Source organism: Flavobacterium noncentrifugens, assembly GCF_900100375.1.
Taxonomy (GTDB): Bacteria; Bacteroidota; Bacteroidia; order Flavobacteriales; family Flavobacteriaceae; genus Flavobacterium; species Flavobacterium noncentrifugens.
Genome location: NZ_FNEZ01000002.1, coordinates 1,033,917 through 1,059,612 on the forward strand (window position 1 = coordinate 1,033,917; position 25,696 = coordinate 1,059,612).

General features: G+C 41.1%; 25 protein-coding genes. 11 read left to right on the forward strand and 14 right to left on the reverse strand.

Features of this window, described 5'->3' with window-relative positions; genetic code table 11:
* Window positions 1–5 precede the first annotated feature (5 nt).
* The 4 genes from BLS32_RS18285 to BLS32_RS09440 all read right to left on the reverse strand — a co-directional run bounded on the left by BLS32_RS18285 (window position 6) and on the right by BLS32_RS09440 (window position 2,394).
* Entirely contained in the window at window positions 6–497 is a 492-nt protein-coding gene (locus tag BLS32_RS18285; RefSeq protein WP_139171725.1) for a hypothetical protein, read from the reverse strand.
* 175 nt (window positions 498–672) lie between these two features.
* Window positions 673–1,734: a class I fructose-bisphosphate aldolase gene (locus tag BLS32_RS09430; protein ID WP_091394500.1), complete on the reverse strand. Its 1,062-nt coding sequence runs from the start codon at window positions 1,732–1,734 to the stop codon at window positions 673–675.
* A 103-nt stretch (window positions 1,735–1,837) separates the two neighbouring features.
* A complete protein-coding gene (locus BLS32_RS18680) occupies window positions 1,838–1,963 on the reverse strand; it encodes an SHOCT domain-containing protein (protein ID WP_245699376.1) in 126 nt (41 codons plus the stop codon).
* A gap of 185 nt (window positions 1,964–2,148) precedes the next feature.
* Complete coding sequence (locus BLS32_RS09440; protein WP_091394503.1) at window positions 2,149–2,394, reverse strand: hypothetical protein; 246 nt, start codon at window positions 2,392–2,394, stop codon at window positions 2,149–2,151.
* A gap of 333 nt (window positions 2,395–2,727) precedes the next feature.
* Between BLS32_RS09440 and BLS32_RS09445 the strand changes: the two genes are divergently transcribed.
* Window positions 2,728–4,686 (forward strand): LTA synthase family protein, encoded by a 1,959-nt coding sequence (locus tag BLS32_RS09445; protein WP_091394506.1) that lies wholly within the window; start codon window positions 2,728–2,730, stop codon window positions 4,684–4,686.
* Window positions 4,687–4,859: 173 nt separating this feature from the next.
* Here the strand turns inward: BLS32_RS09445 and BLS32_RS09450 are convergent, their stop codons facing one another.
* Together BLS32_RS09450 and mnmE are read right to left on the reverse strand one after the other, a co-directional pair.
* Window positions 4,860–5,330, reverse strand: coding sequence for a JAB domain-containing protein (locus BLS32_RS09450; protein WP_091394509.1), 471 nt, complete (start codon window positions 5,328–5,330; stop codon window positions 4,860–4,862).
* Window positions 5,331–5,567: 237 nt separating this feature from the next.
* Window positions 5,568–6,965, reverse strand: coding sequence for a tRNA uridine-5-carboxymethylaminomethyl(34) synthesis GTPase MnmE (mnmE, locus tag BLS32_RS09460; protein ID WP_091394515.1), 1,398 nt, complete (start codon window positions 6,963–6,965; stop codon window positions 5,568–5,570).
* A gap of 151 nt (window positions 6,966–7,116) precedes the next feature.
* Between mnmE and BLS32_RS09465 the strand changes: the two genes are divergently transcribed.
* From BLS32_RS09465 to BLS32_RS09475, 3 genes are all read left to right on the forward strand, one after another.
* The gene (locus BLS32_RS09465; RefSeq protein WP_091394519.1) at window positions 7,117–7,953 is read left to right on the forward strand and encodes a universal stress protein; all 837 of its coding nucleotides are present in this window, start codon (window positions 7,117–7,119) and stop codon (window positions 7,951–7,953) included.
* A 46-nt stretch (window positions 7,954–7,999) separates the two neighbouring features.
* Entirely contained in the window at window positions 8,000–9,769 is a 1,770-nt protein-coding gene (locus tag BLS32_RS09470) for a MutS-related protein (protein ID WP_091394523.1), read from the forward strand.
* Window positions 9,770–9,861: 92 nt separating this feature from the next.
* The gene (locus BLS32_RS09475) at window positions 9,862–11,229 is read left to right on the forward strand and encodes an NAD-dependent succinate-semialdehyde dehydrogenase (protein ID WP_091394527.1); all 1,368 of its coding nucleotides are present in this window, start codon (window positions 9,862–9,864) and stop codon (window positions 11,227–11,229) included.
* A 146-nt stretch (window positions 11,230–11,375) separates the two neighbouring features.
* Here the strand turns inward: BLS32_RS09475 and BLS32_RS09480 are convergent, their stop codons facing one another.
* The 7 genes from BLS32_RS09480 to BLS32_RS09510 form a co-directional block, all read right to left on the reverse strand.
* Complete coding sequence (locus BLS32_RS09480; protein WP_091394530.1) at window positions 11,376–12,074, reverse strand: LipL32 family surface lipoprotein; 699 nt, start codon at window positions 12,072–12,074, stop codon at window positions 11,376–11,378.
* 212 nt (window positions 12,075–12,286) lie between these two features.
* The gene (gene dnaN, locus BLS32_RS09485) at window positions 12,287–13,405 is read right to left on the reverse strand and encodes a DNA polymerase III subunit beta (RefSeq protein ID WP_091394533.1); all 1,119 of its coding nucleotides are present in this window, start codon (window positions 13,403–13,405) and stop codon (window positions 12,287–12,289) included.
* A gap of 93 nt (window positions 13,406–13,498) precedes the next feature.
* Window positions 13,499–15,184, reverse strand: coding sequence for a gliding motility-associated ABC transporter substrate-binding protein GldG (gldG, locus tag BLS32_RS09490; RefSeq protein WP_091394536.1), 1,686 nt, complete (start codon window positions 15,182–15,184; stop codon window positions 13,499–13,501).
* Window positions 15,184–15,909 (reverse strand): gliding motility-associated ABC transporter permease subunit GldF, encoded by a 726-nt coding sequence (gene gldF, locus BLS32_RS09495; RefSeq protein WP_091394539.1) that lies wholly within the window; start codon window positions 15,907–15,909, stop codon window positions 15,184–15,186. The genes gldG and gldF overlap by 1 nt, the downstream gene beginning before the upstream one ends.
* A gap of 55 nt (window positions 15,910–15,964) precedes the next feature.
* Window positions 15,965–16,261, reverse strand: coding sequence for a putative quinol monooxygenase (locus BLS32_RS09500; RefSeq protein ID WP_091394542.1), 297 nt, complete (start codon window positions 16,259–16,261; stop codon window positions 15,965–15,967).
* A gap of 2 nt (window positions 16,262–16,263) precedes the next feature.
* Window positions 16,264–16,659, reverse strand: coding sequence for a hypothetical protein (locus tag BLS32_RS09505; RefSeq protein WP_139171726.1), 396 nt, complete (start codon window positions 16,657–16,659; stop codon window positions 16,264–16,266).
* Window positions 16,660–16,664: 5 nt separating this feature from the next.
* The gene (locus BLS32_RS09510; protein WP_091394547.1) at window positions 16,665–17,513 is read right to left on the reverse strand and encodes an SAM hydrolase/SAM-dependent halogenase family protein; all 849 of its coding nucleotides are present in this window, start codon (window positions 17,511–17,513) and stop codon (window positions 16,665–16,667) included.
* Window positions 17,514–17,617: 104 nt separating this feature from the next.
* Here BLS32_RS09510 and BLS32_RS09515 point away from each other — a divergent pair, with 104 nt between their 5' ends.
* The 6 genes from BLS32_RS09515 to BLS32_RS09540 all read left to right on the forward strand — a co-directional run bounded on the left by BLS32_RS09515 (window position 17,618) and on the right by BLS32_RS09540 (window position 23,365).
* The gene (locus BLS32_RS09515) at window positions 17,618–18,568 is read left to right on the forward strand and encodes a PhoH family protein (protein ID WP_091394550.1); all 951 of its coding nucleotides are present in this window, start codon (window positions 17,618–17,620) and stop codon (window positions 18,566–18,568) included.
* A gap of 276 nt (window positions 18,569–18,844) precedes the next feature.
* Window positions 18,845–20,509: a S8 family peptidase gene (locus BLS32_RS09520; protein WP_091394553.1), complete on the forward strand. Its 1,665-nt coding sequence runs from the start codon at window positions 18,845–18,847 to the stop codon at window positions 20,507–20,509.
* 193 nt (window positions 20,510–20,702) lie between these two features.
* A complete protein-coding gene (locus BLS32_RS18455; protein ID WP_175453160.1) occupies window positions 20,703–20,879 on the forward strand; it encodes a hypothetical protein in 177 nt (58 codons plus the stop codon).
* Window positions 20,880–21,111: 232 nt separating this feature from the next.
* Window positions 21,112–22,062: a phosphoribosylaminoimidazolesuccinocarboxamide synthase gene (locus BLS32_RS09530; RefSeq protein WP_091394558.1), complete on the forward strand. Its 951-nt coding sequence runs from the start codon at window positions 21,112–21,114 to the stop codon at window positions 22,060–22,062.
* A gap of 163 nt (window positions 22,063–22,225) precedes the next feature.
* Entirely contained in the window at window positions 22,226–22,606 is a 381-nt protein-coding gene (locus tag BLS32_RS09535) for an ankyrin repeat domain-containing protein (RefSeq protein WP_091394561.1), read from the forward strand.
* A 204-nt stretch (window positions 22,607–22,810) separates the two neighbouring features.
* The gene (locus BLS32_RS09540; protein WP_091394563.1) at window positions 22,811–23,365 is read left to right on the forward strand and encodes a hypothetical protein; all 555 of its coding nucleotides are present in this window, start codon (window positions 22,811–22,813) and stop codon (window positions 23,363–23,365) included.
* A gap of 207 nt (window positions 23,366–23,572) precedes the next feature.
* Here the strand turns inward: BLS32_RS09540 and BLS32_RS09545 are convergent, their stop codons facing one another.
* Entirely contained in the window at window positions 23,573–24,661 is a 1,089-nt protein-coding gene (locus BLS32_RS09545) for a M42 family metallopeptidase (protein ID WP_091394565.1), read from the reverse strand.
* Window positions 24,662–24,741: 80 nt separating this feature from the next.
* Between BLS32_RS09545 and BLS32_RS09550 the strand changes: the two genes are divergently transcribed.
* Window positions 24,742–25,419 carry a DUF4294 domain-containing protein gene (locus BLS32_RS09550; protein WP_091394567.1) on the forward strand — a complete coding sequence of 226 codons (678 nt, stop codon included), beginning with the start codon at window positions 24,742–24,744 and terminating at the stop codon, window positions 25,417–25,419.
* Window positions 25,420–25,696 lie beyond the last annotated feature (277 nt).

Here is a 25,696-nt window from a genome sequence, read left to right on the forward strand (position 1 = left end):
TATTGTTATTTTACATTATTTTTGAAAAGGTCCTCGATTGCTTTGCCCAGTTCATCCATATCATGTTTGAACTCTCTTTTAAAAGACTCGTTTCGGTCTACGAAAGCCTGGTCGGATTTTTCCATGTTGTTGGAAAATTCCATATCTGATTCACGCAGCCTGCCTTTCAGGTCTTCGAGCTGTTCCCTTGATGCGGATAAATTGCTTTTCAACCGCTCATTTTCTTTCTTATCCGCTTTTGCCATTTTTGCTTCAAGCTGTTTTACTTTAGCATCCAGGTCTTTGATCGCGGTTTCTGAGTTTTCCTTAAAAGTTTTCCATTCTGCCACAGTTTTTTGCTTTGCCTCAGCATTGGCATCCTTGGCAGCTTCCTTGAGATCCTGATTGGCTTCGGTAATATTTACTTTGGCATCATCCAAGTCCTTTTTTGAGGATTTGTTGCAACTGCCAAGCAGGATTGTGGTGCCCATGAGAAGAGCGAGAAGTGTGTTTTTCATAATAGTTGTTTTAAATGATTATTTTTTTAAGATTATTTAAAAGAAATCTCTGACAAAGGTGTGGATGTGCTTTGGACTAGAAAATGACAGATGGCACGTTGGGAAGTGATTTAAAGCACTTTATTATTTTTGAAAATATCTTGCTTAAAATTATGTATTGTATCTTCTGTCGACTTCAGGCGATTGTGATTTCTTCCGACAGGTAGATTTCCTGTACGGCCTGAATCAGTTCGACACCTTCTTTAAATGGACGCTCAAAGGACTTCCTGCCCATGATAATTCCTGCACCGCCTGCACGTTTGTTTATAATCGCAGTCCTCAATGCTTGAGCCATATCGGTCGCGCCTTTTGATTCTCCTCCGGAGTTCAACATATTGATGCGCCCTGAAAAACAGTTTAGCACCTGGTATCGGCAACGGTCTATTGGATGGTCAGTGCATAATTCGGAATACATATCAGGATTGCTCTTTGCGAATGCTATGGCCGTAAAACCTCCATTGCATTCGGGGAGTTTCTGTTTGATGATATCTGCCTGTATTGTAACCCCAAGGTAGTTCGCCTGTCCGGTAATATCTGCGGCAGTGTTATAGTCAACACCATTTTTTATGAATGCTGGATTCCTTGAATAACACCACAAAACGGTAGCCATCCCAAGATTGTGTGCCTCTTCGAAGGCATTGGCAACCTCAATAATCTGCCTGTCAGATTCTGGCGAGCCAAAAAACACGGTAGCGCCAATAGCAACTGCGCCGATGTTCCAGGCATCGCGCACGCTGGCAAACATGATCTGGTCGTACTTATTTGGATAGGTGAGCAGCTCGTTATGGTTTATCTTTACTATGAACGGAATCTTATGGGCATATTTTCGAGATACCATCGCCATTGCACCCATAGTAGAGGCAACGGCATTACACCCGGAGGCAATTGCCAGCTTTATGATATTCTCAGGGTCAAAATAGATAGGATTCCTGGAAAAAGAACTCCCGGCGGTATGTTCGACCCCTTGGTCAACAGGCAATATGGAAAGGTATCCGCTTCCGCCGAGTACTCCATGCCGGTAGATTTGGTTCAGGCTACGGATGCTTTGGGCACTCCTGTTACTTGGGATAAAAATATCGTCCAGATATGACGCGCCGGGCAATTGGAGAGACTCTTTGGGAATTGCTTTGCACTGGTGGCTTAGCAAATCTCCACTTTGGTCACCGAGTAATTCCAAGAGCTTTGAGATATTTTTCATCGTTGTAACAGTTTTTTAATTGTTGCGCCAAATGCATGCAAATGACAACCTCGTTGCCTGGCCTGGTATTGTGATGTTTCTTTTTTCTTGCTGATTTTAAATTTCAGGCTTTCTCAATGTTGGCTTTTTTTTCGTTGTATTCATCCTTGTTGATCTGGCCGGAAGCATACCGTTTTTTCAGGATGTCCAGCGGGGGTGTCTTTCTTGCTTCTCTGCCCGGGTATGTCATAAGGTACGGCAAATACCCAAAGGATCATTACGATCCAAAGGATCCACCAGATAAAGTTCATACCCCAATAATAATTTGTATAGTACATGATTTCAATCTGTTAAAGAATTTAATAATCGCTTTTCGATCTTTTTTGCTTTGCTTTTTGAGACTGCTGTTTATCTCGCCTTGCAGTTTTATCTAAACTACTTTGATGCATTTTCAGGAATTAATTTTTTCTCTGTTTTCTTAGCATTTTTCTTTTCTTTTTTCAAAATATTTTTTTGTGTTTTTCCAGTAGCTGCATCAATCCTTTTATTGATCTTCCTGGCCATTTTTTTTGCGGTTTCATCGATCCGTTTCATTATTTTTTTTCCACTTGATTTAACCAATGTAGCTTCTGTGAGTGCAGAGGTAATTTCTGCGGCCATTTTTTTAGACTTTGTTTTCATAATCTTTTTTAATTAAATGTTATTGAATTGCTTCACCTCAAATGGAAAAGCATGCTAATGATAATAATACAAATTTGCACAAGAGATATCACGCGTGGAATGACATGCGTCACTTCGATAAGTGATGCGCGACACTTGTCCAGATACTTTAAGAATCGCAATTTGAGCAGTTGAAACAAAATCAAAAGGAAAAGTGACCAGCATCACTTTTTACGCTGTCGGTCGTCATTTGTAGATGGCGAATTATACAGCAATTTTATCCCATTATATCTACTGTCCCTATTGCTGCAGTTTGCGTTTGAAAATTTGCAAACGAATTAAAATCCAAAATATATGTTCAAAAGAATTGTACCTCAAGGCAGATTTTCGTTGCTGTTTTATTTTATCGTGTGGTTCCTTTTGACATCGCAATTTTTGAGAGCCGTTTTTCTTGTATGGGAATACGACCAGGTTTCGTGGAATGCAATCAACGTATTGCGGACACTATTGACGGGATTATTTTTTGACATAGGAACCGTAACTTTTCTAAGCCTTATGGCAATCTTTTATTATGCCATCATGCCAAACCGGTGGATCGGCTCATGGGCTGACAAGGCTTTGGTTTATTTTTTTACGGCACTTGAAATATTCATTTTAGTCTTTACTTTTTTCGCTGAGATCACTTTTTGGGATGAATTTAAGACCAGGTTTAATTTTATCGCAGTTGATTACTTGATTTACACCCATGAAGTTGTTGCAAATATTAAGGAATCTTATCCTTTGCCGTTATTGATCGGAGGTGTATTGCTCATAACTGCAACAGTGCTATTTTTGTTCTTCAAACGAAAAGCTTTTACAAGCACCTTTACTCATAAAGCCTCTTTAAAACAACGTTTGACTGTTTTGATAACTGCTGTAATTGTTTCTCTTTTTTACATTTCATTGATTAAGAATTACCAGGCAGAATGGTCAGTAAACAGATACAACTCGGAAATTTCAAAATCAGGAATCTATTCTTTTTTTGCCGCTTTCAGAAACAACCAGATGGAGTATGTCCAGTTTTACACTTCAATAGAAAAGGATAGGGCTTTTGCCATTGTCCGCGATAAACTGAAAAGCAATGACTCGAAATTCACCGAAAGCGGTTACTCCATCCACAGGACAATTTCGGACAGTTTGGGCCCGGGACTAAAGAAAAATGTTGTTTTTATTCTCGTCGAAAGCCTGAGCGGGAGTTTCCTGAAGGAATTTGGCAACAAACAAAATATCACACCATTTTTAGACAGCCTCGCCCAGAAAAGCATTTTCTTCGAAAACCTTTACGCAACCGGCACCAGAACTGTACGTGGTATGGAAGCCGTGACCTTGTGCATTCCGCCAACACCAGGGCAAAGCGTTGTAAAAAGGCCAGACAACCATAATCTGTATACGGTTTGCAGTGTCTTTAAGAAAAGGCATTATGACTGCAATTTCTTTTACGGTGGTGATGGTTATTTTGACAATATGAACTCTTATTTCGGAGGGAATGGCTTTAATATTTACGATCGCGGTCGCGGAAGTGTTTTGGGAGACGATATCAAGACAACCCGCAATAATATTGATGACAGCGAAGTCACATTTGAAAATGCATGGGGAATCTGCGATGAAGATATTTTCAATAAATTGCTCAAAGTTGCCGACATGCAACACAAAAACAAAAAGCCGTTTTTCAATTTTGTGATGACCACATCGAATCACAGGCCGTTTACGTATCCTGCAGGCAGGATTGACATTCCATCGGGTACTAGCCGTGAGGGAGCCGTGAAATACACTGATTTTGCACTGCGGGAACTCTTTAAAAAAGCTAGCAAAAAACCATGGTTTAACAATACGGTTTTCATGATTGTCGCCGATCATTGTGCAAGCAGTGCCGGAAAAGACGAAATTGATATAGCCAATTACCACATTCCGGCTTTTATAGTGAATTTTCCTGAAGCAGGCGTTCTGAAAATCGAGAAGCAATGCTCGCAGATCGATTTGTTCCCGACACTTTTTTCCTTGATGCACTGGAATTATGAGTCAGATTTCTTTGGCAGAAATGTACTTGACAATAATTTTGAGGAACGATCGCTGATTGGAACTTATAGGAAACTTGTTTTAATGAAAAGGGACAAGGTTATGATTTTATCCGACCAGAAAAAACAGGCATTTTATAGCTGGGAAAAAAAAGACAATAGCCTGAGGCCGTTACCGGTTGAAAAGGCTTTTCTTGAGGAGACGATTTCATGGTACCAGACGGCGGATTATCTTTTCACCAATAAGTTATTGAAGTAGCTTATAATATTTTTTATGTCCGCTGCAGCGTTCCGGGTGCTATCATAAATTTCACGATAAAAATTATTATCGACGATAACAAAGCAAAAAATAAATAATTTATTTCTGGTCTCTACAGGTGAATCGTTGTAAAGATATTTATCTAAAATTTAAAAAAATTAAAAATGGAGTGCTCACAGCACACCATTGTCCGCAAAGGAATAATAATTTTCAGTTGTGACAATTAAATGGTCGAGCACCGGTATGTCAAGGAGTTTTCCCGCACTGACGATTTTTTTGGTAATTTCTTTATCGGCGTCGCTCGCTTTCAAATTATCCGATGGGTGGTTATGGGCCATGATAATGCCCGATGCATTGGCTTTTAGTGCTGCAGCAAATATTAACCGGACGTCCACTACAGTGCCACTTATGCCACCGGTCGACAGTTCGTAAATCCCTAATACCTTATTACCCTTATTGAGCAGCACGATTTTAAATTGCTCAATGAATTCGATTTTGTTTTGATCCCAGGCCTGCATCAATATATCATATGCCGAGGCAGAGGACTGTATTTGTGGCCGCTCAGAAGGCTTTACGGAAGTTTTATAGATAAGCTGGATCTCTGAAACCGTTTGCCATTTTGCTGTTTTGATTGAAGTTTCCATAATTTCTAAATTTTAAAGATTAATTATGGAGCACCTCCGGCAATTGGTAAGCGAGCGCAAAAAGCAACGCAATAAAGCGCAGTTTGCTTGCGCATTTATGGATGATGTCTTCGAGGTACAAATGAGGTGCAAATTTAAACACATTAAATCTAAATATCCTAGCGATTTAGCAAATAAAAAAATGCTAACCTTTTGTAGATTAGCATTTTAATAATTTTTATAGTTGTTTGTTTTGTGTTATTTTCCGATGCAAAAGTTCGCGAAAATATTCCCCAACAACTCATCATTTGTCACTTGACCTGTGATCATTCCAAAATGATACAGCGCTTCCTTAATATCAATCGCCATCAAATCAGAAGACAAATTGCTTTCAAGGCCAAACTTCACTTTTCGTATTTCTTCAAGCGCTTTCAGCAGCGAATCATAATGCCGTGTATTGGTCACGATGGTTTCATTATTCCGTAAAGCACCCGTATTTACGAACGATAACAAGGTGGTTTTCAAATCTTCCACACCAATTTTTTGCTTCGCAGAGATCAGTAAAATATCCGGAATTTCAGATTTCAGGTTTTCAATCTGTGCAGTTTCAAGCTTGTCCACTTTATTTCCGATAATAATTAACGGTTTCAGCGGAAACTGGTTTTTGATCTTCTCAATCTCAATCTTAATTTCCGAAATGCGTCCATTATCCATTATCAATTGTCCATTATCAATTAAATAAACAACCACCTGTGCCTGAGCGATTTTCTCAAAAGTCTTTTTAATACCGATACTTTCGACAACATCTTCCGTCTCGCGGATTCCGGCCGTATCGATAAACCGGAAACCAATGCCGCCAATGACCAGTTCGTCTTCAATCGTGTCGCGCGTCGTTCCTGCAATTTCCGAAACTATGGCGCGTTCTTCATTCAGCAGCGCATTCAGCAAAGTCGATTTTCCAACGTTCGGTTCGCCAACAATCGCAACAGGAATCCCGTTTTTGATCACATTTCCAACGGCAAACGAATCGATCAGGCGTTTTAAAACGAATTCGATCCGGTTCAGCAATTCATGAAATTGTGTCCGATCGGCAAATTCCACATCTTCTTCGGCAAAGTCGAGTTCGAGTTCAATCAGTGAAGCAAAATTCAATAATTCCGAACGCAATTGCGCAATCTCATTCGAAAATCCGCCGCGCATTTGCTGCATTGCAATCTGGTGCGACGCTTCATTGTCTGACGAAATCAAATCGGCTACAGCCTCAGCCTGCGACAAATCGAGCTTTCCATTTAAAAAAGCGCGCAATGTAAATTCGCCCGCATTTGCCATCCGGCAGCCGTTTCTAAGCAACAATTGGATGATTTGCTGTTGGATGAACGTCGATCCGTGGCATGAAATCTCAACCGTATTTTCTCCCGTATAAGAATTTGGCCCTTTGAATATTGAGAACAGGACTTCATCGAGGATTTTCGGGCCGTCGACAATGTGTCCAAGATGCAACGTATGCGACTTCTGCTTTTCAAGGTCTTTTCCCTTTACAGAACGAAAAACTTTGGCGCCAATCGCAATCGCATCTTCCCCCGAAACCCGAATCACGGCGATCGCGCCCGCGCCCGAAGGCGTAGCCAATGCCACAATAGAATCCTGATTGATCATATTCAGTTATTTTTTTGCAAAAGTACGCTAAAGTTCGTCAGCAGCAAAAAGCAGCAATCACTGCAAACCCTAATAAAATGATAAAAGAAATGCAATCCCGCAGGATTATTTTGTAAATTTAGAATGCCAACCTAACAAAACGAACCGCAACATGAAAAAAATATTGTTCCCTACCGATTTTTCCGAAGTTTCTAAAAACGCCTTTGTGTATGCGTTGAAACTCGCTGAAAATATTGATGCTGAAATCATTACCTTACATGTTTACGAGCTTCCCGTCGTGAACAATACCGATGGTTTTCCGAGTTATCTCGTCGAAATTTACGATGTGGTCGAGCTGAGCCAGTTTGAAAGTTACAAAGGCCAGATTCCGCTATTGCGCGACATTGCTGAAGCGAACAATCTGGGACACATTAAACTGAGCCACGAATTGTTGATGGGCGATTTGGTCGGAAATATTAAAGAAATTTCCAAAAAAGAACAGATCGATTATATCGTGCTCGGAACCAAAGGCGCAAGCGGATTGAAGGAAACTTTCCTGGGTTCTACCGCCTCAGATGTCCTTTCAAATACCGATGCTATCGTGCTCGCCATTCCCGAAAAAAGCCATTACAGCCAAATTAAAAATATTGCATTTACGTCGCGTTTCAGAGAAAAAGACAGGGCCGCCTTGCTGAAATTGCTGAAATTAGCAAATGGCTTCGCTGCCAAAGTGCATTGCCTGTATGTGAAAACGCCAAGTTCCGATTTGAAAGAGGTTGTTCTGGCCGACTGGCAACTGCTGTTTAAAAATGAAAATGTTGATTTTCACATCGTCGAAAATGAAAATGTTGAAGAAACGATCCTGCATTTCACCGAAACTGAAAACATCGATCTGCTCGCGATGCTGCATTATAAGAGAAGTTTTCTCGAAGGTCTGTTCCATTTCAGCCTGACGAAAAAAATCGTGCATCATGTGCAGATCCCAATTTTAGCGCTGCATGAAAATTAGAAAAACGCAGCTGTAAAGCTTATATTTGTTGGATAAAAATTTCAAAATGACCATTTACCAACAGCGAAAAGAAGCTTTTTCAGACCAACTCGAATCGATCACCAAAAATTACAATGCCATCAGTATTGCAAGGTTAATCACCGTTTTGCTGCTGTTGGCATTTTTGTTTTTCGGGATTAAAAGAAATGAAAATTTGTGGTTCGTTGGAGCAGCGATTTTGTTTGTGGTTTTTGTTTTTCTGATGCGAAAGCATTCGGAATTATCGTATCAGAAAAAGTTGAAGCAAGCACTGGTAAAGATCAATTCTGATGAAATCGATTACCTCGAACGCAAAAGCCTGCCATTTGAAAATGGATCGCAGCATCAGGATTTTTCACATTTGTACGCTTATGATCTCGATATTTTTGGCGAACATTCCTTATTTCAGAATCTGAACAGAACTACGACTTTCATCGGACAAAAAATTTTGGCGAATCAATTGCTGACGTTGCTTTCAAATGAGCAAATCCTGCAGAACCAAGCTGCCATTCAAGAATTATCTGGAAAATTAGAATGGCGGCACGAATTGATGGCACTTGGAAAAATTAGCCATGACAATAAAGAACAATATGAAAATTTACTACGCTGGAGCCGGTCTGGAAATTCACCGCTTTCAAAATTTCAGGTGTTTTTGTCATTTTTAAGTCCGATTTTATTGATCGGATCTTTCGCCGGATATCTAATTACAGATGACAGTTTCCTGATAAAAATCACCTCATTCTTATTTGCTTTTAACTTATTCCTGCTCGGATTGTGTACGAAAAGAATCAAGTCCGAAATCCAGCACGCAGAAGGCATCGACAAGATCATCAACCAATACAGCGAGATTGTAAAAAATATCGAAACCGAAAACTTTTTATCTGAAAAAGCGAATGTTTTAAAGCAGCAATTATTTGTCGAAAATCATTCTGCAAGCGCACATTTAAAAAAATTATCCGGACTTTTCTCAAACATGGATAGTATTGCAAATTTATTCTCAACGGTATTGTTCAACGGAATCTTCCTGTTTCACGTGCATGTTTTAAAAGCATTGCTGCATTGGAGAAAAAACCATTCTGCACAATTGGAAAAATGGCTTGATACAATTGGTGAATTTGAAATGCTTTCGAGCCTCGCGAATCTGGCTTACAACAACCCTGATTTTGCCTTTCCAAATCTCAACGATCAACATACAATCGACTTCAAAAACCTGAGCCATCCGTTGCTGAATAAAGAAACACGTGCAGGGAATGATGTCAAATTCAATCCGCAATTTATGATTTTAACCGGCTCAAATATGTCAGGGAAAAGTACGTTTTTACGCAGCCTCGGCATCAATATGGTCTTAACAGGAATCGGTTCTGCGGTCTGTGCCGATGAAGCGAATGTGCATCCGTTGCCGGTTTTGGTTTCGATGCGTTTGTCGGATTCATTGGCCGACAGCGAGAGTTATTTTTATGCCGAGATCAAGCGCTTAAAGCAGATTATGGACGGTTTGGAAAACAAACGCGCATTTGTATTGCTGGATGAAATCTTACGCGGCACAAACTCCGATGACAAGCGCAGCGGAACGATCGGCGTCGTTAAAAAAATGATCGAAAAACAAGCGATCGGCGCCATTGCGACACACGATATTGAAGTGTGCCAAATGACTAATGAATTTCCAGGATCGCTTGCAAACAAATGCTTTGAAGTCGAAATTATCAACAACGACTTGCATTTTGATTACAAACTCCGCAACGGAATCTGCCAGAATAAAAGCGCGACTTTCCTGATGACGAAAACCGGGATTATTTAAAGAATTAAAAGTTAAACTTTGATTAATTGGCGTGGAAAAGAAGCGGCAATTCGTAATTTTAGAAGTATTCAAAATCAAAAAATCACTTCATTATGCCGATCCAGACTGTCAATCCATACAACAGTAAAGTCGTAAAAACATTTGATGAAATTTCAGATGAAACGCTCGAAAGCAAAATTGCAACCGCTCACAAAGCCTATCAATCCTGGAAAATTTCTGATATCAAAGACCGATCTAAACTGCTGTTTAAAGTCGCTGAGATCATGCGAAGCAAAAAGCGCGAACTTGCAGAACTCATCACGCTCGAAATGGGAAAACTCATTGCCCAAAGCGAGAGCGAGATTGAAATGTGTGCGTCCGTTTATGAATATTACGCCAAAAACGGCGAAGCTTTCCTTAAAGACAAACCCATAGAAACAACCGGCGGTAAAGCATTTGTACGCTATTCGCCAATTGGAATTATCCTCGCGATCGAACCGTGGAATTATCCGTTTAATCAGGTGGCAAGATTAACCGCGCCAAACATCATTGCGGGAAATGTCGTCATGCTCAAACACGCTTCAAATGTGCCACAATGCGCACAAATGATCCAGAAAATCTTTGAAGAAGCCGGTGCATCGGAGGGGATTTTTACAAATTTATATCTGGCTGGAAAACGCATCGCAAAACTTGCTGAAGATCCAAGAATTTGCGGCATGTCATTAACTGGAAGCGAAGCAGCAGGTTCAAGCATGGCCGAAGCAGCAGGGAAAAACCTGAAAAAATCGGTTTTGGAACTCGGCGGAAGTGATGCTTTTATTGTTCTAGAAGATGCAGATATTGAACTTGCAGTTGAAAAAGCGGTTCTTGGACGATTTGGAAATACCGGGCAAGCCTGTACTTCTGCAAAAAGAATTATTGTTATTGAAAGTATTGCAGATGAATTCCTAGAAAAATTCAAATCAAGAATCACCAATTTAAAAGTAGGCGATCCAATGGATCCGGAAACAAAAATTGGCCCGATGGTCAGTGAAGAGGCGTTAAAAACTATAGAAAAACAAGTCAATGATACCGTTAAAGAAGGTGCGAAAATTGTAATCGGAGGCAAGCGCATCGACCGCGAAGGAGCGTTTTTCGAGTTTACAATTCTGACAGATCTCAAACCCGGAATGACGGCTTACAAAGAAGAATTATTCGGGCCGGTTGCATCGTTTTACAAAGCTAAGGATGAAGCTGCGGCGATTGCATTGGCGAATGATACAAGTTTCGGACTCGGTGGCGCAGTGTTCAGCAAAGACACGAATCGCGCGATAAATGTCGCCAATCAAATGGATACCGGGATGGTTTTTATCAACGAATCATTGGCTTCACGCCCGGATTTGCCTTTCGGCGGAACCAAACGTTCGGGTTATGGACGCGAATTGTCGGCTTTGGGGATTGAGGAATTTGTGAATAAAAAGCTCATTCGGATTGCTGATTAAAATTTAAAAATTGAATTATTTAAAAATGAACCATTAAGGAATTAAGTTTCATGAAGGCTAAACTTAATGAAACTTAATTCCTTAATGATTCAAAAAAAAACCACCATGTTGTAACAACACGGCGGTTTTAATATTTAAAAAGAAAATTATTTTTTAGCAGCAGCAACCAAATCAGCTGGATTCGCAGCAACAGCCACTCCAGGCAATTTTACCGGAGCGCCAATTTGAGCAAGGAAACTTCCCTGAACTTCACCTGTTTTGTAAGTCGTAAAGCCAATTCTGTACAATCCCATAACCAAAGCTTTGGTTGGGTTTGAAGTCTCGCTCGTAATTCTCATCAACGAATTGTATTTGCTTCCTGAAGGCTGTGCAGGCATTTCAGAAGAATCGTCATTAGAATCGATTTTCGTCCACGTAGCAGTTTTTGCTTTGGCAGCAGCATCTTCAAGCTTGAAAATACCTTCGGCTCTTTCGAAAGAGATCCACGTATCGAAGAAGCTTTTCGTATCTGTAGCATTGTCTTTGTATGCGGCAGATACATAATCTTTATCCGTTGGCTTTACGCTGTCTGGAGCTGGCGAGATCATGCGAAGCCCGATTTCAGGAGCAGCAACCGGAACCCATACATACACATAATACATTTTTTTGCCGGCTTTTACTTCATCTGGAGCTGCGCCCGGTTTAATATAACCGAAATAACTGGTCACGTCAGTGTATGGAACACGGATCTCTTTTCCCATTACTGATTTTTTCGCCAAGTCGGCACCAAATTTATCTAATTTTTGTGCGTTTGCTGCAGCTCCTACAGCCAGGCATAGTAAGCCTGCAAGTACATTTTTTTTCATAATTGTTGGTTAGGTTTTTCCTACTCTTAAGGATTTTCGGTTGCTCCGTAATTAATTAAATTGTTGCAATTATTGCTGTCCAAATTTTAAAAATATTCTGACAAATTCAAAATTTTGTGAATAACTATTTTAAATATTATCAATTTCAAAAAAAAAGCCGCAGCATCATAAAGACATTGCGGCTTTGGTAAAAAGGTTGGTTAGGTTATCGTCTAATTGTTTAGCATGACCGGCATCACCAGCATGGTAACAGTTTCCCCGTCTTCAAGTCCGTCCACCGGCGTTAAAATCCCAGCCCGGTTTGGCAAAGACATTTCAAGCATGATCATATCTGATTGCAGGTTCGTCAGCATTTCGGTTAAGAAACGCGAATTGAATCCAATCTGCATGTCGTCGCCCTGGTAATCACAGGTCAAACGCTCTTCGGCTTTGTTTGAGTAATCGATATCTTCAGCAGAAATATTCAATTCTGCCCCGGCAATTTTCAAACGGATCTGGTGTGTGGTTTTATTTGAGAAAATCGCGACACGGCGCACAGAGCTTAAGAACTGCGAACGGTCGATCATTAATTTATTCGGGTTTTCTTTTGGGATTACCGCTTCATAATTTGGGTATTTTCCATCGATCAACCGGCACATGAGTACATAATTGTCGAAAGAAAAAGTCGCATTCGAATCGTTGTATTCAATTTTCACTTCTGCATCAGAAGCGCCTAAAATGCTTTTTAAAATGTTCAAAGGTTTCTTCGGCATGATAAAATCGGCCACCTGCGACGCTTTTACATCTGTACGGGCATATTTTACCAATTTGTGTGCATCCGTGGCAACGAAAGTCAGGCCTTCAGGAGAAAACTGGAAGAAAACACCCGACATGACCGGACGCAAATCGTCGTTTCCGGCAGCGAAGATCGTTTTGCTTACGGCTGTCGCCAATACATCGGCAGGAACCAAGGTCGTCGACGGATCGTCTAAATTCACCGATTTCGGGAATTCTTCGCCCGGCGCGTACGCTAAAGCATATTTACCAGAATTCGAGCTGATCTCGATCGTACTGTTTTCCTCAACGGTAAAAGTCAGCGGCTGCTCAGGAAACGTTTTAAGGATTTCCAACAGCAATTTTGCTGGAACGGCAACACTTCCGGTACTTTCAGAATCAATTTCCAAAGTCGCAGACATCGTCGTTTCGAGATCTGAAGAAGAAACCGTTAAAGCATTATTGTCCAGTTCGAATAGGAAATTGTCCAAAATCGGCAACGTATTGCTGCTGTTGATGACGCTTCCAAGAACCTGTAATTGTTTGAGTAAGTACGAACTCGATACTATAAATTTCATTGTGTCTTATTTTTTGTGTAAACTAATTTGAAATAGCATACCAGCTACAAATATATCCTAATCGGTCAAATATCAAAAAGAATTTTATTAACATTAGCGCGCATATTTCCTTTTTCTGGCGAATGTGAATACGATGCCGAAAAGTGCCAGAACGACTATTGGAAGTCCGACAGTTATGACTTGTGATCGCGTATAATTGGCATAAACTTTCTCTTTGTCGAGGATTGGCAAGCTGACTTCTTTCGATCGAATGTTAATAAGTCCGTTGTCATCCAAAAGGTAATTCACGCAATTCATCAGGAATTCCTTGTTTCCGTAAAATTTGTTCGTCCATTTGTCATAACCGAGCTCGAGCGGCTGGTAATTTTTATCGAGCTGGTTTCGGATGACATCGCCATCGGAAATCACGATCATTTTATTGTTTTTTCCTTCCGCCATAAACGTTTTTTCAGGAAATGGCAGTACGCGGTTTTGGTACACCGAATGGAATTTTCCTTCGAGCAAAACCGCCACCGGAATGTTTCCTTTTCCTGTAAATTCCGATTGTTCCGGACGTTCAGTCACCATATTTAGATTGACTTCCACAGGCGTTCCAACGGTTTTCGAATAAGGCGAAGATTTAAGCAATACGGTCTTTTTGATGCCGTTTTTCAAAGTGTCGATGCCGTTGGCAAATTCGAATTTGATTCCGTCTACGTTGCTCACGATTGGGTTTTTAGATGCCGGATACACCATTGGCGAATAAAACCACGGATATTGCGTGTATTGTGTCGCGCTGCCTTTGTCGCCGGATGCAAGTGCAATTGGCGTAGCCATGAGATCTTTAATTAATGTTGGATTGATGCGGACACCGTATTTGAAGAACAGATCGTTCAAATTCAGGTCAAACGGAAACGCAAGCGTCGAGCCGTTCTCGTTGTACAAACTGTCCATTTCAATGTTTACCTGATCGACGAGCCACAATGTTTTTCCGCCATTTGCCACAAATTGATCAAGCACTAATTTTTCTTCATCTGAGAATTTTTCGGTAGGTTTTGCAATAATTGCGAGGTCATATTTCTTTAAATAAGCCAGGCTTTCATTCGGTTTTTTAGCAACAGAGTCCAATGTAAATGTTCCGATATAATAATTTTCACGAACCTGTTTGATAAAATCTGCCATCTGCAAGTCGCGCAATTCGCCATTTCCTTTGATCACAGCGACTTTCTTTTCCTTCGCTTTTGCAATGGTATTGAACGCATTTGCAAACGCATATTCGAGATGCTGCACAGATGTAACAACTTTTTCTGCTGTTGTCGCGCCCATTAAATTTTTCAAAAGCGGCACCTTCACACTGTGCTGCTGATAGGTCGCAATCGCCCACGGAAAAACGACTTCCTGTGTTTGCTTGCCTTTGTCGTCCATCGTGACATTAATTGGCGTCAAGCCGCGCTGTATAAACGATGACATAATTGTGTCGCGCTCGTCTTCGTTTTCCAATGGATTGACAAATTGGAATGTGATATTTTTATTATAGGCTTTAAATTCTTCTAAAATCTGCTGCGTTTCAATTTGCAGTTTCCTGAATTCACCCGGAAATTGTCCTTTCAAAAACACATCAATGATCAACGGTTCTTTGACTTCTGCAAGAATTTGAAGCGATGTTTTCGATAACGTATAACGCTTGTCAGCCGTCAAATCAAAACGCTCAAAATATTTGCTTCCGACGAAATTTACGACGACCAAAACCGCAATGATAAATCCTAAATGCTGAAGGTTGTTTTTAGTTGCTGCTTTCATTACGATTTCAGGGATTTAAGTTTGTAAACCGTGAACGAAAGGAATAAAACCGTCAGGCTGACGAAGTATAAAATGTCTCTGGTGTCGATCACGCCGCGGCTCATGCTTTTAAAATGACTGTCCATTCCGAGTGAGGAAATAAAGTTTTCGGCACTTGGCAGATAAGTCGCCAAACCGTCAAAAGCAAAGTAAAATACGAAGCATAAAAACACCGAAAGGATAAACGCCACGATCTGGTTTTCTGAAACGGTCGAAGTAAAAATACCAATCGCAGAATAAGCCGCAATCAAAAACAACAATCCAAAATACGATCCCATCGTACTGCCCAAATCGATGTTTCCAACCGGCATTCCCAATCCCGAAATCACCCAAACATAAATAAATGTCGGAATGATTGCAATGATGATCAACAGCATCGCACCCAGGAATTTACCGTTCACTATTTGCCATACTGATAAAGGTTTGGTTAACAGCAATTCCAAAGTCCCTTGTTTCCTTTCATCTGAAAAACTCCGCATCGTCACGGCCGGAATCAGGAAGATCAAAATCCACGGCGCAATTGTGAAAAATGGCGTCAGGTCGGCGAAACCCGAATTTAAAATGTTGTAATCGCCTTCAAAAACCCAAAGGAACAATCCGTTGAGCAAAAGGAAAATCGCAATCACCAGATAACCCACCGGCGACCCGAAAAACGATTTGATCTCTCTTAATAATATTGCTTTCATTTATTGTGTAATCGTTGATTTGTTTAATTGTTTAATCGGGAATCTGAATCGGAAATTATTCCAAACTCACCAGCTTATCCACGCTCCACGCTTCCGGCTTGCCATTAAATAACTTCTTTGTAAACTGCCACACATCATAGAACAACTCCGACTGGCGGTAGTTTTCAAGGTCTTGTTCGGTTTCCCAATAACTGTACGTGAAGAAAATACTCTTATTATTCTTGTCCTGATACAACTCCAGAAAACGGTTTCCGGGCGCAGATCGTATTTTTTCTTTCATCAAATCAAAATTCTCGCGGAAAGCCGGAATGTGTTCTTCGTGAAAGCTCATTTTTACTATTCGTACAAACATAATCAGTAAGGTTGGTATTCAAATTTAATATCGTCGGAATACAAAGTATAGTCGTCATAAAAATCGTTTAGCAGGTTGTTTGCTGCAAAAATAACGGTAGTGCCTTCGAGTTTCATCTCAAGCTTTTTTTGCTGCCTTTTTGAAATGTGATTTCCGTTAAGGCGCTGCACAAAATAATGCTTTTTGATTCGCACGATCTCCCCATAGACGCAAAACTTCGCATCACCGGGCGCATCATTTTCATTTTCCTTCAGGAAAAATTTGATCCTGTCTCCGTCATTTGAAATCTCAATGGCATAAATCAGGCTCGTTGCATTCGTATATTTTCCGCCCTTAAATGGGGAATCCTGTTGAAAAGACAGCAGCGGAACCATAGCAAATAAAAATAATCGTTTCATTTATATTATTGGAATCTAATCGTAATAGTATCTCTGTAATTCAGCCCCAAAAGGCTCGATGCACTGCCAACACTCGCCGGATTACTCCTGAAAATCGCAATTTCAAGATAACCCGCTTCATTGAAAATCGCCAGTTTCTGCCCTTCGTAATTCTTTATCGGAAATTTATCCGAAACCGCAATGTCCGAATATTTAGGCCAGATGTTTTTAATGTTCGAACGGTCATTCTGTTTGATTTTTTCATTCAATGCAATTTCGTATGCGCGCCCTTTTGCCACTTCAAGGAACAATTGCTTCGTGATATTTACCACGACATTCCCAAAATGATCGATATAAATGACATATCCTTTGATCGAATTTTTATCGGCGGCAATCACAGGCTTCAGTTCCGTGACCTGCTTTATTGATTGGATTTCACGCCCGATCACATTCAGCAATCCGCCTTTTGCAATGTGGCTCGCCACGGTCACAAATACGTCTAAATCGGTCGCATCCACGGGCAATCGGTCATGAATGTTGACCGCGACCATTTTCTGCGGAACGATTTTCTGCGTCAGCATGCCTAAAATGCCATTATCGGCACACACAAAATAATGGTCGTTCCACTGAATGGCAATATGCTGGTTTTCTTTGTTGCGTTCAGAATCTACACCAATTAAATGCACCGTTCCTTTCGGAAAGCTCTTATAAGCCGCGTCAATGATGTAACTGGCTTCTGCCGTATTAAAGTTGTCGATGTCGTGCGAAATGTCAACGATTACCGCTTCTGCATATTCCGATAGGATTTTTCCTTTTAAAGCGCCAACGAAATGGTCTTTCAAGCCGTAATCGGTCGTAAGCGTAATTATTGACATAAAATTGTTTATAAATAAAAGGAAACCCGACAGTAAAATTGTTTAAATTTGAATGCAAAGCTAATAATTATAAAGCTAAATTTTCTAATTAAATACGCCACCTTTTGAACGAAAGAATAATTGAACTCAACGATATTGCCCCAAAAGATTTCTGGGGCGCTCAGGACACCCATCTTGAAACCATTAAAAAGTACTACCCAAAGCTCAAGATCGTCGCTCGCGGCACGACCATAAAGGCTTTCGGGGAAAAGGAAGTCCTCGACGAGTTCGAAGTGCGTTTCAACCGCCTCATGCAGCATTTTACACGCTACCAGCGCATTGACGACAACGTGATCGAGCGTGTCATCTCAAGCAATGCACAGGATGAACAGCGCATGCCAGACCACGATAAAATCCTCGTACACGGAATAGGAGGCAAGATCATCAAAGCGATGACGCCAAACCAGCAATTGCTCGTCGATACCGTCTATAAGAATGACATGGTATTCGCAGTAGGTCCCGCAGGAACAGGAAAAACCTACACCGGAGTCGCATTGGCGGTAAAAGCCTTAAAGGAAAAGCAGGTCAAGCGCATTATTTTAACGCGCCCGGCCGTTGAAGCAGGCGAGAACCTGGGTTTCCTTCCCGGAGACATGAAGGAAAAACTCGATCCTTACATGCAGCCGTTATACGACGCTTTGCGCGACATGCTTCCGCCACAATCACTCGAAGATTACATTTTAAAAGGGATCATTCAAATTGCACCTTTGGCGTTTATGCGCGGAAGAACGTTAGACCATGCTTTCGTAATCCTCGATGAAGCGCAAAATACCACGCATTCGCAGATGAAAATGTTCTTAACGCGTATGGGTAAAAATGCCAAATTCATGATTACCGGCGATCCCGGACAGGTCGATTTGCCAAGGAGGACGATTTCCGGACTCAAAGAAGCGATTCTTGTTCTGAAAGATGTTGAAGGCATCGGGATCATTTACCTCGACGACAAAGACATCGTGCGCCACCGACTCGTTAAAAAAGTCATTGACGCCTACAAGCAAATTGAAAACCACGATTAGATCCAATTTTTTTATATGTAAAGAAGCGCAGGCAGTTTGTCGGCGCTTTTTCGTTTTATGGCTCATAAAGCCCAAACCGCAATTATCAGCACACCAAACGCAACAATCTGAACACCATGAAAAAGTTTTTTTGCAAACATAATAAATTAATGCTATTTTTATCAAAGCAAAATGCAACCACTACTACCACACGCATTTAGCCCTGTGCCGAATTTCCTCCAAATCATTCCGGCATCATTAAAGCAAGACGTTATTTAATCTTATAAACCAATTTCTATGAAAACAATCTTTACGTTTTTAGCGGCAGCTGTATCTTATTGTGGTGTGGCACAATCCGAAGCCTCATTTGTCAAAAATCATCTCATTATTAAAATAAAAGACGCAAGCTATCGATCGGCACGCATCAACCTGCAGCAAAATAAGCTCGGCATCACAAAGCTCGACAACCTCAATATGCAGCTCGGGATAGGACACATTGAGCAAATCGGCCAGCATCAAAACACCAAAACGTTTCTTTTGGTCTATCAAAATGATATCGATCCTGTCTCAGTAGCAAAATCTTATAAAACCTCAGGCGTGATCGCTTACGCAGAACCTGATATGATCGCTCAGGGCGGAGGCGAAAAAATGGAAATGCCCAAGAGCCAGATTATTCCAAACGACCTGAGGTTCAACCGACAATGGGGACTTTACAATCCCGGCACACAACCAGGCATCGGTACGGTTACCGCCGATGCCGATGTAGACATGGAACTCGCCTGGGACATTGAAACCGGCGACCCAGATATGATCATCGCCATTTCCGACAGCGGTCTGCGCCTCACACATCCCGACATTGCTTCCCGCATCTGGACAAATCCGCTTGAGACATTGAATGGCTTAGACGACGACGGCAACGGACTTATAGATGACGTCAAAGGCTGGGACTGGGTATTCAACGACAACGACCCTACCGATGATCTGGGGCACGGTACCAACATCGCCGGAATTATCGGGGCGGTTGCCAACAATAACATACTATTTGCCGGGGCCAACTGGAACAGCAAACTGATGATCCTCAAAAGCCTGAATGCTTCTAACAGCGCCACTTATTCGGCAATGGCAAATTCGATTTATTACGCTGCCGATCACGGTGCGAAAATCCTCAGCATGTCACTCGGCGGAACGGCTTCCATTGTAATCGGTGACGCCGCTGCTTATGCAAACACCCACAATATGATTTTCGTCGCCTGCATGATGAATTTTAACAACGATACGCCATATTACCCGGCCGGATATTCGGCAGAACTGCCAAACGTTATTGCAGTCGGATCAACCAATCCAGATGATTCGAGAACAGCGCCCTTCTTTTGGAGCGCTACAAGCGGAAGCAATTATGGCAGCCACCTGAACGTTGTAGCACCTGGTAATTACACTTACGGACTCGACTATCAAAGCGATACAAGCGCCGCTTCTTATTGGGGAGGAACGTCGCAGGCCACGCCGTTAGTAGCTGCGATCGCATCATTGATCTGGGCACAGCATCCGTCATATACGCCTGAACAGGTCAGGACAGTTCTCGAAAATTCCGCTCAGGACCAGGTAGGAAAACCTGCCGAAGATGTTGCCGGTTTCGACCAATATATGGGCCACGGCCGCGTTAATGCACATGTCGCACTACAATACACTTTAGCCACAAAAGAAAATGAATCCGTCGCCACACAGGAGTTTCAAATCATCAATCCCGTAAATCAAAAAACGTTTCAGGTTTTGTCAAAAGGCAACCATCCTGGGCGCTACAGCCTTATTGTACATGCCATTGATGGCAAAGAAATCAATACGTCTAATGTAAATATTGCCGCCGGGGAAAATAAATTCCCATTCGATTATCCTGCCGGAAATTATATAGTTACGCTGAAAAGCGAGTCATATACTAAGATCTTTAGGGTCATTGCACAATAAACAAAATACCATCCATTAAACCATTCTAAACCGCAGCATTCCGGCTGCGGTTTTTATTTGAACCATATAAGAAATGTAAGGACACAATGCCAGGCTTAAATAAATGGATATGCCCTGTATGGTTCAAATAAAATTTTGTAAGGCGAGCGTATCTAATAACTGTTTAAAGGCTGCGTTTCAAAAAGAAGTCATTATGAAGGAAAGTAAAGTCATTATGAAGGAAAGTAAAGGCATTATGAAGGAAAGTAAAGGCATTATGAAGGAAAGTAAAGGCATTATGAAGGAAAGTAAAGGCATTATGAAGCAAAGTGAAGCCACTATGAAGCAAAGTAAAGGCATTATGAAAGAAAGTAAAGCCACTATGAAGTAAAGTAAAGCCATTATGAAGGAAAGTAAAGGCATTATGAAATAAAGTAGAGCCATTATGAAAGAAAGTAAAGGCATTATGAAGCAAAGTAAAGCCTTTACAAAGTTAAGAGAAGTCATTTCTGTCCAAACAAAACCCATTTCCAACCAAACACCACAAATTCCAACTGTAAACTTTCCACGACCGTTGCGATTCTCTTCGAAACCCATTACTTTTGTGCAAACAACACACTACAATGAGCAACACGATTACCACTACCAATTTTAATTTTCCCGGACAGCAATCCGTTTACCACGGAAAAGTGCGCGAAGTCTATAACATCAACGACGAGCTGCTGGTCATGGTGGCCACCGATCGGCTTTCAGCATTCGATGTCGTTATGCCAAAAGGAATCCCATACAAAGGCCAGATCCTGAATCAGATTGCCACGCGTTTCATGGAGCTTACACAGGACATCGTTCCAAACTGGCTCATCGCCACACCAGATCCAAACGTCGCTGTCGGCCACTTATGCGAACCATTCAAAGTCGAAATGGTCATCCGCGGATACTTATCCGGACACGCAGCAAGAGAATACAAATCGGGTAAAAGAAGCCTTTGCGGCGTATTTATGCCCGAAGGCCTCAATGAAAATGACCCGTTTCCGGAACCGATCATCACCCCATCAACCAAAGCCGACAACGGCGCGCACGATGAAGACATTTCCCGCGAAGACATCCTCGCAAAAGGCATCGTGAGTGAAGAAGATTATTTGGTACTGGAAAACTACACCAGAGCATTATTTCAAAGAGGGACGCACATTGCCGCCAGCCGCGGACTCATATTGGTCGATACCAAATACGAATTCGGTAAAACCAAAGAAGGCAAGATCGTGCTTATAGATGAGATCCACACCCCGGATTCTTCCCGCTACTTTTATGCCGACGGTTACCAGGAAAGCCAGGACAGGGGAGAAGAACAAAAGCAATTGTCAAAAGAATTTGTGCGCCAATGGCTTATTGCCAACAATTTCCAGGGCAAAGACGGCCAGCAAATCCCCGATATGTCCGAAGAATATATTGCTTCGGTATCAGAAAGATACATCGAACTTTACGAAAACATCCTCGGAGAACCTTTCATTAAAGCCGACATCTCAGACATCCAGGCACGCATCGAACAAAACGTCCTCGACTTCCTGAAAAAATAATTCATATATAAATTCATTCAAACCGCCCGTAAATAGGCGGTTTTTTTATTTAAAGCCAATTACTTAAAGATTAAAGAAATGTTAAAATTCCTGATTGGCGTAACGTTTTGTCTTTTTAGAACGTCTATCTAATAAATCATCATTTAATCAAAAATCATTAATCATGAAAAAATCAATCTTCTGTTTGGGAATCGTCCTGATCGCATTTTCAAACGTGTCATTCGCATCAAATGTAAACCCATCAATCACTAAAAACGAAATCACTGCTTTCTACACCAAGACCACACCCTTATGTGTTGCCATCAGTAAAGGTGAAAATGATTTCGCAAAAAAGATCATCGAGTACGGTGCAAGCTACACCGAAAAATCAAACGGTATGACACCACTCATGGTCGCTGCCCGCTACAACAACACCGAAATCCTTCAGTACCTTATTGCAAAAGGCGTCAATGTTGATGAAAAAGATGAAAAAGGGTACACCGCACTCAAATATGCGGAACTCTCCGGAGCCAAAGATACCGTAGCATTATTGAAAAAAGCTTAAAACCAAATCTCCAGGGCATCATTACAATTGATGCCCTTTCTTTTACAACCAAACGCAATTCAATCCTTCAAAAAGTCAATTTGTTAATTTAAAGTTAAAATTAAGTACTATGTAAAACAAGATACTGTTTTAAAGACATATATTTGCATAGGATAATAACAACAAAATTATCAAATTAAAATCATCATCAAAAAATCAATCATCATGAAGAATTCAATCATTTATTTAGGACTTGCATTAGTAACACTGTTTCAAAATGCAAACGCAGAAACTACTTTGGTAAAAGGCGTAAGCACCAATTCAAACATTGCAGCTGCGGTAAAAGCAGACCAATACCAAAAATCATTGTTAGGAGAAATTGTTGTCGGAAATAACAAAAAAGCTCCGGTAGAAGATGCAGCAATCGTAAATCCTTCAACAGTTATCGCATCATCTACGCAAAAAACGGTAGAAGAAATCATCGCCGAAGACCGCAAAATCACCGAAAGCAACATCACAAACGATGGCATTCTTTACTTCTCAGAAAAAACCACTGAAGAAATCATAGCCGCCGACAATCAAATCATTGAAAGCAGTAGCGCTCAAGAAATACAATTGCTTTTCATCGAAAAAAGCATTGAAGACCAGATTGCAGCCGACAATTCAATCACAGAAAGCAACGTTCCAACTGAAGCACAGGCTTTGGATTTCGATCTGATCAACCGGAATTCTGTTTTGGTGAAACAAACGAAAAACAAACAAATTGTTGGAATGAACTAATAAATTATCGGGGGACTTGAGTTAGAATTATAGCCCGATAAAATGAAAAGCACCGTCGTTATGAGCGGTGCTTTTTTATTTGGATTCAACCTTAAAAGCCGAAAATTTCATTGTGTAACGAAATGCCCTAGCCCCGATTGCAGCAGAAATCCTTTTTGCATAGTGCAACGGAGTAAAAAGATTGTAGCGTAAAGCAGGAACCAGCTCCTATTTAAAATAAGAAAAAGTTTCTTCGTTTTTGATATTTAATAAAGTTTCATAAATGAGTTTGATGACATTTTCAACATCGTCGCGGTGCACCATTTCAACCGTTGTGTGCATGTATCGCAACGGAAGTGAAATCAACGCCGAAGCCACGCCGCCATTGCTGTAAGCAAAAGCATCAGTATCTGTTCCGGTCACGCGCGAAGAAGCATGACGTTGAAACGGAATTTCCTTCGATTGTGCCGTATCAATGATCAGATCGCGCAGTTTGTTCTGAACTGCCGGTGCATAAGCAATCACCGGACCTTTGCCCATTTGCAGGTCGCCTTCGATTTTTTTGTCGATCATTGGAGTTGTAGTGTCGTGGCAAACATCGGTCACGATAGCGACGTTTGGATTGATCGTTTTGGTGATCATTTCGGCGCCGCGAAGGCCAACTTCTTCCTGAACAGAATTCGTAATATACAATCCGAAAGGCAATGTTTTATTATTTTCTTTTAATAAACGCGCGACTTCGGCAATCATAAATCCGCCCATGCGGTTGTCAATCGCACGGCAAACGAATTTATTTTCGTTCAGGATCATGAATTCGTCAGGATAAGTAATAACGCAGCCCACGTGAACGCCGAGCTTTTCGACTTCTTCTTTTGTGCTGGCGCCAATGTCGATAAATAAATTGTCAATTCTCGTGGGTTCTTCCTTACCGCGATTTCTCGTATGGATCGCCGGCCAGCCGAAAACGCCTTTAACGATTCCGTTCTTCGTATGAATGTTGACGCGCTTCGACGGCGCGATCTGATGGTCGGAACCGCCATTTCTGATCACGTAAATCAGTCCGTTATCGGTAATGTAATTCACATACCACGAAATTTCATCGGCGTGGCCTTCAATGACCACTTTATATTTGGCATCAGGATTGATAACACCCACGGCCGATCCATACGTATCTGTAATAAACGTATCGACATACGGACGCAGGTAATCCATCCATAATTTCTGGCCTTCGGCTTCAAAACCTGTCGGCGACGCGTTGTTTAAATATTTTTCCAAAAAGGCAATCGAGGAATCTTTCAGTATTGATTGTGTACTCATAAATAAATTTTTGGCTAATTTAAAAAAAGCATAGTACAGTTGTTCATATAATGTATAATTTTGACATATAATTTTGGCTTATGAAGATTTTCAGATTCGTTTTATTCTCTTTATTGATATCGTGTGTTGCCAATGCGCAGGTCACCGAAAAAGATACGACCAAAATGGGTTATGTTTTGAAAGATACCGATACGCTTTCAAACGAACCGATCGAGCTTCCAGAAATTATTGTATATAAGGAGCATCTCGATCCTGAGGCGAGAAAACAATTTACGCTGCTGCAAAACCGCGTATATAAAGTTTATCCGTATGCTAAAATTGGCGCCGAAAAATTATCTGCGCTCAACAAAGGCATGAATGCGCTCAAAACCGGAAAGGAAAAAAAGAAGTATTTCAAGATCGCCGAAAATTATATGGAAAACGAATTTGAAGCCCAGCTCAAAAAACTCTCCCGCAAACAAGGCCAGATTTTAGTAAAGCTGATTTACCGCCAAACCGGGCAAACGACTTTCCAGCTCATCAAGGATTTAAAAAGCGGCTGGAAGGCATTCTGGTCAAACAACACCGCCAAATTATTCGACATTAATATAAAGGAGAAATATGCGCCTTACGAAGTCAACGAAGATTATCTTATAGAAACCATATTGGTTCGCGCTTTCAATCGCGGCCGATTGGTCAAGCAGGAAGCTGCAAACCCGGTCGATTATGACGAACTTTCAGATTTCTGGGAAAAGAAAGCAAATGAATTGAAGAAATAAACAGGTGTAATGCCTGTTTTTTTTTGTTTCAGGAGCTATTTCCCGCTTTGCGCTGCAATCTTTTTTATAGATTTTCCTTCCGCTGCGCTACAGTAAACCCATAAAAAAGGATTTCCGCTTCAATCGGGGCTAGGGGCATTGTGTTCAAAATGGGCATCTTGGTAAACCGAAGCAAAAACCTTCAAAAAAACTTTCGCCTTCAAAAAACTACCTTCCAGCGAGTTACATAATTTCAACAAAAAACTATCAAATTAAATGCTCAAAAAGTTTGGAAAAG